This is a genomic window from Kitasatospora sp. NPDC024654 (assembly GCF_055559155.1).
This window is the reverse complement of record NZ_JBVHLF010000005.1, coordinates 26,840-34,051: the sequence shown is the minus strand read 5'-3', so window position 1 is coordinate 34,051 and position 7,212 is coordinate 26,840. Positions and strand designations below refer to the sequence as shown.

At 74.4% G+C, this 7,212-nt stretch carries 6 protein-coding genes and 1 pseudogene; 3 read left to right on the top strand and 4 right to left on the bottom strand.

Going from position 1 to position 7,212, the window contains the following annotated elements; all coding sequences use genetic code 11:
• Positions 1-156 precede the first annotated feature (156 nt).
• Entirely contained in the window at positions 157-672 is a 516-nt protein-coding gene (locus tag ACZ38L_RS04535; protein ID WP_465689167.1) for an NUDIX hydrolase, read from the bottom strand.
• Between the two features lie 94 nt (positions 673-766).
• On the opposite strand from ACZ38L_RS04535, the gene ACZ38L_RS04530 reads away from it, so the two are divergent.
• Complete coding sequence (locus ACZ38L_RS04530; protein WP_465689165.1) at positions 767-1,189, top strand: GNAT family N-acetyltransferase; 423 nt, start codon at positions 767-769, stop codon at positions 1,187-1,189.
• A 22-nt stretch (positions 1,190-1,211) separates the two neighbouring features.
• On the opposite strand, the gene ACZ38L_RS04525 is transcribed toward ACZ38L_RS04530, so the two are convergent.
• From ACZ38L_RS04525 to ACZ38L_RS04515, 3 genes are all read right to left on the bottom strand, one after another.
• A complete protein-coding gene (locus tag ACZ38L_RS04525; RefSeq protein ID WP_465689163.1) occupies positions 1,212-2,054 on the bottom strand; it encodes a hypothetical protein in 843 nt (280 codons plus the stop codon).
• A gap of 156 nt (positions 2,055-2,210) precedes the next feature.
• Positions 2,211-3,386, bottom strand: a complete 1,176-nt coding sequence (locus tag ACZ38L_RS04520; protein WP_465689161.1) for a metallophosphoesterase — start codon at positions 3,384-3,386, stop codon at positions 2,211-2,213.
• Between the two features lie 113 nt (positions 3,387-3,499).
• Positions 3,500-4,657 (bottom strand): LacI family DNA-binding transcriptional regulator, encoded by a 1,158-nt coding sequence (locus ACZ38L_RS04515; protein ID WP_465689159.1) that lies wholly within the window; start codon positions 4,655-4,657, stop codon positions 3,500-3,502.
• 343 nt (positions 4,658-5,000) lie between these two features.
• Here ACZ38L_RS04515 and hisC point away from each other — a divergent pair, with 343 nt between their 5' ends.
• Both hisC and ACZ38L_RS04505 read left to right on the top strand, forming a co-directional pair.
• On the top strand, positions 5,001-6,095 hold the full coding sequence (gene hisC / locus ACZ38L_RS04510) for a histidinol-phosphate transaminase (protein ID WP_465689157.1): 1,095 nt from the start codon (positions 5,001-5,003) through the stop codon (positions 6,093-6,095).
• 35 nt (positions 6,096-6,130) lie between these two features.
• Positions 6,131-6,985: pseudogene (locus ACZ38L_RS04505) on the top strand (cellulase family glycosylhydrolase); the annotation flags it as partial.
• Positions 6,986-7,212 lie beyond the last annotated feature (227 nt).

Genomic DNA, 7,212 nt, shown 5'->3' with positions numbered 1-7,212 from the left:
GCTCCGTGTTGTGCAAGCGGACGGGTCGTGATGTGCCGCCCACCCCGATGGCGTTGCGGGGGGCACCTCGGGGGGGGGGGGGGGGGGGACGGGGGGGGGGGGGGGGGGCGCCCCCCCCCCCCCCCCGGCGCCCGGTGGCGCCGGCCGAGTGGGCGGTCAGGTGGCCGGGTCGGTGGCGTCGCCGAGGACGGTGGGGAGGCCGGAGAAGGTGAACGCGGCCTGACCGGTGCCGTCCACGGCCTTGCTGAGCCGGTCGCGGTCACCGGCGCCGAGCTCGGGGAGGGCGTCGAGGTCGAACCAGGCGACCTCCAGGGACTCGTCGTCGTTCACCCGGGCCTCGCCGCCGACCGCGCGGCAGCGGAAGGTGAGCTCGATGTACTGGGTCCGGTCGCCGTTCTGGTAGGTGACCGGCGGGGAGACGCTCACCGAGGCCAGCAGCTCCGGGACGGCGATCACGCCGGTCTCCTCGAAACACTCGCGGACGGCGGCGTCGGCCGGCTGCTCGCCGGGGTCGATGATGCCGCCGGGCAGCGCCCAGAGACCGGTGTCCGCCCGCCGACCGAGCAGCAGGCGGCCCGCGTCGTCCAGCACGACGACGGAGGAGCAGGTGAGCCAGAGCGGGCGGGTGCCGACCAGGGCCCGCAGTTCCACCAGGAAGGGAGGGATAGCCATGCGCCCGACCCTATGCCGGGTGGTGGGCCGGGAGGAGGGTGGTGGGTCGGGACCGGTGGTCCGGCCGCACTAGGGTGGCGGAGTGGAGCTGACCATGATTGACGTCGCGCCGGGTGCCCCGGGGCTGGAGCGGGACGTCGCACCGCTGATCCGGCTGCTGCGCCCCGGGATGGGCGCCCGCGAGTTCGCCGCCTACGCCGCCGAGGCCCAGGAGCAGGGGCTGGTGTTCACCGGGGCGTTCGACGAGCACGGACGCTGTGTCGCGGTCGCCGCGCACCGGATCCTGACCACCAGCCGGGGCCGGCTGCTCCTGGTGGACGACCTGGTCACCACCCCCGACCTGCGTTCCACGGGGGTGGGCGCGCGGCTCTTCGAGGAGCTGGAGATCCGGGCCCGACGGGCGGGTTGTGTACGGATCGAACTCGACTCCGGGGTGGCGAACCATGGTGCGCACCGCTTCTACCACGCCCGCCGGATGGCGATCGTGGCGTTGCACTTCTCGCACGATCTGTCGTAGCCGGTGGATCGGGGCCCGGGAGTCAGACCTCGTCGGGGCCGGTGAAGCCCGGGGAGGTGTAGCCGGGGGAGGTGAACTCGGCGGGGGCCGCGGGGGGTGTCGCCGCGGGGCTGGTGAAGCCGGGGCTGCCGTAGCCGCCACCGGTGTAGCCGGGGGAGGTGAACTCGGCGGGTCGGGGAGTCGGTGCCGGGGTCCGGGGGGCGGCCGGTTCGGCGTCCAGGTTGGCCAGCAGGTAGGGCAGCAGGCCGCGTTCGCGGAGTGCGGCGAGCCAGGCGGTGCGGGCCTCGGCGACCTCGGCGCGCAGCTCCGGGTCCTCGCCGTCCGGGCCTGCCGCGCTGTCGCGCAGCGCGGTGAGCACCAGGCCGACCAGGCCGACCAGCAGTGAGCCGGCCGCCAGCGCGGCGGCGGCCCAGCCGGCCAGCAGCACCGCGTGCGCGTAGCCGAGCCGGGGGTCGGCGGCCTGCAGGGCGTAGCCGAGCAGCAGCAGGACCACCGCCGCACCCGCGGTCAGCAGCGGGACCAGCACGGTGAGCACCGGCCACGGCCCGCCGCCGCCGTTCGCGGGGTGCAGCTGGGCGAGCAGCTCGCGGACCGGCCCCTCGGCCGCGGGGGCGTCCACCTCGGCCCGGGGCGGTGCGGACTGCCGCAGTCCGGCTCGCAGCTCGGTGTAGTGGCGGTACTCGTCGGCGGCCGCGCGGGCGATGGTGTCCTGCTCGGACAGTGCTCTGGTGCGCAGCTGCTCGGAGGTCGGCCCGGTGTCGCGCTCGTGCAGCGCGGTGCGGATGGCGTGGTCGCGCAGTGCCGCGTCGAGGGTCCGGCCGAAGTCCGGTCGGTCCTCGGCGCGCAGACGCGGGGTGTAGGTCATGACGACCCCGTTCGCTCCGTCAGGGACGTGGACGGCCCACCGGTGGACGGCGTCGCGCGGGGTGGGCGTGACGGCCCGGGAGTGGGTGTCCTCGATGGTAGGGGTGCGGGTGGGGTCGGTACAGGTGATTTGACGTCAGATGACCTGCCTGTCCGCTCAGTCCACCGGAAGCCGGGCGACCAGCAGCTTGCCCTCCATGGTGACCCCGCCGTCCATCGCCACCGCCAGCTCGTCCGCGTAGATGTACGGGCCGGGCACGTACGGCGGCTCGCCGCTGTCCGCGTTGGCCTCACCGGTGAGGTAGGGGATCGGGCTGTGCCCGTGCACCACCCGGTGCCCGCCGTAGGTGGCGAGCAGCTCGCCGGCCGCCATCGGGCCGGCCGCGCCACGGAAGGCGAAGCGCTTGGTGAACCGGCGGAAGGCGTCCCACCACTCGTCCGCGCCCTCGTCCGCGAGCAGGTCGTGGACGGCGTCGTTGACCTCGTCGATCGAGCTGCCGAACTCCAGGTAGGCGGTGGTGTCCGAGTGCAGCAGCAGGTGGTCGTCCTCCAGCGCGATGGCCGGCAGCCGCTTGAGCCAGCTGATGTGGTGGCCCTGCAGCCGTTCCAGGTCCTGCTGCTGCCCGCCGTTGAGCAGCCAGGCGGCCCGGAACGAGGCGGTGCCGGCGGTGGACTGCACCGGCTCGTCGCCGTAGCGGTGCGCGCCCAGGAAGAGCAGTTCGTGATTGCCCATCAGGGCGCGGCAGTAGCCGCCGGCCGCGGCGGCCTCGGCGGCCAGCTGCATCACCAGGTCGATCACCCCGATGCCGTCCGGGCCGCGGTCGGTGAAGTCGCCGAGGAACCAGACCCGGGCCCGGCCGGCCGACCAGTGGCCCTCGGAGTCCACCAGGCCCTGCTGGTGCAGCGCGGTGAGCAGCTCGTCGAGGTAGCCGTGCACGTCGCCGACCACGTAGAGCGGGCCGACCGGCTCGGGGTCGGTGGCCTGGGCCGGCACGGTGGCCGCGTAGGGGTTGTCCTCGAGGCTGAGCGGCGGGCCCAGCTCGATGGTCGGCGGGTCGTCGGCGGTCCGCGCGACCGGCTGGAACGGCGGGTACCCGGCGGCCTGCGGGGCCTCGTGCCCGGCCACCGGCCAGTGCTGCTCCAGGTAGCGGGCGCCGCCGTAGCCGTGGAAGGCGGCGTCCGGCTCGTCGGGCTGGTCCTCCGGCGAACCCGGGTACTCCTGAGGCTGGTTGGGCTCGAAGTACGAGCCGTACGGCAGCACGTCGAGGTCCTGGTGCGGGTGGGGGCCCGTGTGGTGCGGTTCAGGCCCTGAGAAGCGGTCCTCGGGAGTCATTCGCCCATCATAGGAAGACCGCTACACCGTCGTCCCCACCCGGTGGGTATCCAGTCCGTCCGCCGGGCCGTTCGCCGCCGTGGGGGCGCCTCCCGGACGGGGGCCGGGGGAGCTCAGACCTCGCCCGGGGAGCGCGGTGGGCTGACGGTGGTTCGGGGGCTGCGGCGCTGGGAGGAGGCCCGGACGATGAGCTCGGTGGGCATCAGGGTGCCGGGCGGCGGGCCGGCCCGGTCGGTGCGGAAGCGGGGCGGGAAGAGCCGGGCGGTGTCCACTCCGGTCCCCGAGTCGACCCCCTCGATCGCGTCGATCAGCAGGTTGACGACGGTGGTGCCGATCCGTCGCGGCTTGAGCGAGAGGGTGGTGATCGGCGGCTCGGTACCCGCGTAGACGTCGCTCTCGCTGCAGCAGACCAGCAGCAGGTCGTCCGGCACCCGCAGGCCGTAGCGGCGGGCGGCGGCGAGCAGGTCGGTGCCGTTCGGGTCGAACAGGCCGTAGACCGCGTCCGGGCGGTCCGGGCGGGCCAGCAGCCGGTCGGCGGCGACCGCGCCGGCGGCCGGGTCGTGCGCGGGGTAGGTCTCGTAGACCGGCTCCTGGCCGACCCGGGCGCACCAGGCGAGGTAGGCCTCGGTGGAGAGCCGGGTGTAGGTGTCGGTGCTGGTGCCGGTGAGCAGGCCGATCCGGCGGGCGCCGGCCTCGCTGAGGTGCTCCAGGATGCCGAGCACGGCGGCCTCGTGGTCGTTGTCGACCCAGGCGGTGACCGGGCAGTTGCCCGGCTTGCCGTCGCTGACCACCGGCACCCCGGACCGGTACAGCTCGCTGACCAGCGGGTCCTGGTCGGCCGGGTCGATCACCACAGTGCCGTCCAGGGCGACGTTGCTCCACACGTCGTGCCGGGACGAGGCGGGCAGCACCACCAGCGCGTAGCCGCGGCCCAGTGCGGCGCTGGTGGCGGCCCGGGCCATCTCGGCGAAGTAGGCGAACTCGGTGAAGGTGAAGGGTTCCTCGCCATAGGTGGTGACGGTCAGTCCGATCAGCCCGGACCGGCCGGTGCGCAGCGTCCGGGCGGCGGCGGACGGCCGGTAGCCGAGGCGCTCGGCGACCTCGCGCACTCGGCTGCGGGTTTCGTCGGGCAGGCGGCCCTTCCCGTTCAGGGCGTCCGAGACGGTGGTGATCGACACTCCGGCGGCTGCTGCCACGTCCCGGATGCCGGCCCGTTCCAGACGTCGTGAGGTGGTGGGTCGCCGACCGCTCTGGTTGGCTGCTGCTGTCATGGCTGACCGATCGTATGGTGCTGGAGCGCGGCCGGGCAGCCGTCCGCGAAGCGGCTCTGGAGATACGTTTCTCCATGACCACGGTTCGTCTCACTCCTTGGATCAGGGGTCTGATTTCGGCTGATTACCTCTGACATACGCCATCCGAACGAGGCACAATGGCTGATCCGCATCGGTACCGGGGCCGGACATCTCACTCCTACGGGTGAGCGTGCTCGGTATCGTGCTAGGCACCCGACCGGGGAGAATCCGCCGCGTTCCGCCACCGGCGCACAACAGCGCGCCGGGGCGCGGGCCGGCCGGGACCACGCCCCCACCGGGGTACCGGCCCCAGTGACCACGAATGGAGAGCATCACCGTGAGCGGTACGGCAGCACAGGGCCCCCGGCTTCGGCCGAGCCTCGACGGCATCCCCACCTACAAGCCCGGCAAGCCGGCCGGCGCCGACGCGTTCAAGCTGTCCTCCAACGAGAACCCGTACGAGCCGCTGCCCGGCGTGCTGGAGGCCGCGGTCGCGGCGGCCGGCAGCCTCAACCGCTACCCCGACATGGGGGTCAACGAGCTCACCGCCGAGCTGGCCGGGCGCTTCGGCGTCCCCGCCGAGCACATCTCCACCGGTACCGGCTCGGTCGGCGTGGCCCAGTCGCTGGTGCTCTCCACCGCCGGCCCGGGCGATGAGGTGATCTTCGCCTGGCGCTCCTTCGAGGCCTACCCGATCATCACCCAGGTGGCCGGTGCCACCCCGGTCCCGGTCCCGCTGACCGTCGGCGAGGAGCACGACCTCGACGCGATGCTGGCCGCGATCACCCCGCGGACCCGGCTGATCTTCGTCTGCAACCCGAACAACCCGACCGGCGTGGCGATCCGCCGCCCCGAGCTGGAGCGGTTCCTGGACGCGGTGCCCGGCGACATCCTGGTGGTGCTGGACGAGGCCTACCGCGAGTTCATCCGCGACGAGCAGGTGCCGGACGGCATCGAGTTCTACCGCGACCGGCCGAACGTCTGCGTGCTGCGGACCTTCTCCAAGGCCTACGGGCTGGCCGGGCTGCGGGTCGGCTTCGCGGTCGCGCACGAGGCGGTGACCACCGCGCTGCGCAAGACCGCCGTGCCGTTCGGGGTCAGCCAGCTGGCCCAGGACGCCGCGGTGGCCTCGCTGCGGGCCGAGGACGCGCTGCTGGTCCGGGTCGAGGCGCTGGTCGCCGAGCGCACTCGGGTGACCGCCGCGCTGACCGCCCAGGGCTGGACGGTTCCCGACTCGCAGGCCAACTTCGTCTGGCTGCGGCTGGGCGAGCGGACCATGGACTTCGCGGCGGCCTGCGCCGCGGCCGGGGTGATCGTCAGGCCGTTCGCCGGCGAGGGCGTCCGGGTGACGATCGGCGAGGTCGAGGGCAACAACCTCTTCCTGGCGGCGGCCGAGGCGTTCCGCAAGGAGCTCTGACCGCGCGGCCGGCTGCGGCGACGAGGGGGTGGCGGATGCGACCGGGGCGGCGACGGTCGGCGGTGCTGCTGTGCGCGTTGCTCTGCCTGCTGCTGGCCGGGTGCGGGAGTCCGTCCCGCCCCCGGCCGGTCCCGTCGCCCCCGCCGCCGACCCGGCCGATCACCGGGATCGCCTACGGTGACCGGCTGGTCTGGATGTCCGACGCCGACCTGGCCGCCGCGCTGGACACCGCGGTGCAGGTCGGCGCGAACGTGGTCCGCGCCGACCTGTCCTGGGACGACATCCAGCACGACGGCCGGGGCGACTACGCCTGGCACCTGTTCGACCGGGTGGTCGCCGCCGCCTCGGCGCGTGGGCTGACCGTGCTTCCGGTGCTCACCGACACCCCGCCCTGGGCCCGCCCGGACGGCTGCGCCGACCCGGCCTGCGGCCCGCGCGACCCGGCCCAGTTCGCGGCCTTCGCCGCCGCGGCGGCCCGCCGCTACGCGCCGCGCGGGGTGCACGACTGGGAGGTCTGGAACGAGCCCAACATGACCGCCTTCTGGGCACCCGCGCCCGACCCGGTCGCCTTCGCCGCCTCCCTCGAGGCGGCCTCCGCGGCCTTGCGGCACGCCGACCGGCGGGCCTTCGTGGTGCTCGGCGGCCTGGCCCCGACCAGCACCAAGGACGGGGACGTCGCGCCCACCGACTTCCTGGCCCAGGTGGCCCGGCAGGGCGGCACCCGGGCCGTCGACGCGGTGGGCTACCACCCGTACACCTATCCGTACCTGCCCAGCGCGACCACCGGCTTCGGCACCGCCTGGGAGCAGATCGACCGGACGAAGGTGAGCCTGCGCGGCGTGCTGACCCAGGCCGGGACCCCCGACCTGCCGGTCTGGATCACCGAGGTCGGCGCGCCGACCGGCGGCCCGGGCGTGGCCTCGGACGGCGCGCCGAGCGACATCGGCCCGGACACCACGCACGTCACCGAGGCCCGGCAGGCCGAGATCGCCGCCGACGCGGTGCGCACCGCGGCCGCCGACCCGGGCATCGGCGCGCTGATCTGGTACACCGACCGGGACAGCCAGGCGGCGAACGGTCAGCCGGACAGCACCGAGAACTGGTACGGCCTGCGCCG

What these genes read in the sequence shown, in the direction of transcription:
- ACZ38L_RS04525 (WP_465689163.1), bottom strand. Translation starts at nt 2,054, where the DNA reads ATGACCTACACCCCGCGTCTGCGCGCCGAGGACCGACCGGACTTCGGC.
- ACZ38L_RS04515 (WP_465689159.1), bottom strand. Translation starts at nt 4,657, where the DNA reads ATGACAGCAGCAGCCAACCAGAGCGGTCGGCGACCCACCACCTCACGA.
- ACZ38L_RS04535 (WP_465689167.1), bottom strand. Translation starts at nt 672, where the DNA reads ATGGCTATCCCTCCCTTCCTGGTGGAACTGCGGGCCCTGGTCGGCACC.
- ACZ38L_RS04530 (WP_465689165.1), top strand. Translation starts at nt 767, where the DNA reads ATGATTGACGTCGCGCCGGGTGCCCCGGGGCTGGAGCGGGACGTCGCA.
- ACZ38L_RS04520 (WP_465689161.1), bottom strand. Translation starts at nt 3,386, where the DNA reads ATGACTCCCGAGGACCGCTTCTCAGGGCCTGAACCGCACCACACGGGC.
- hisC (WP_465689157.1), top strand. Translation starts at nt 5,001, where the DNA reads ATGGAGAGCATCACCGTGAGCGGTACGGCAGCACAGGGCCCCCGGCTT.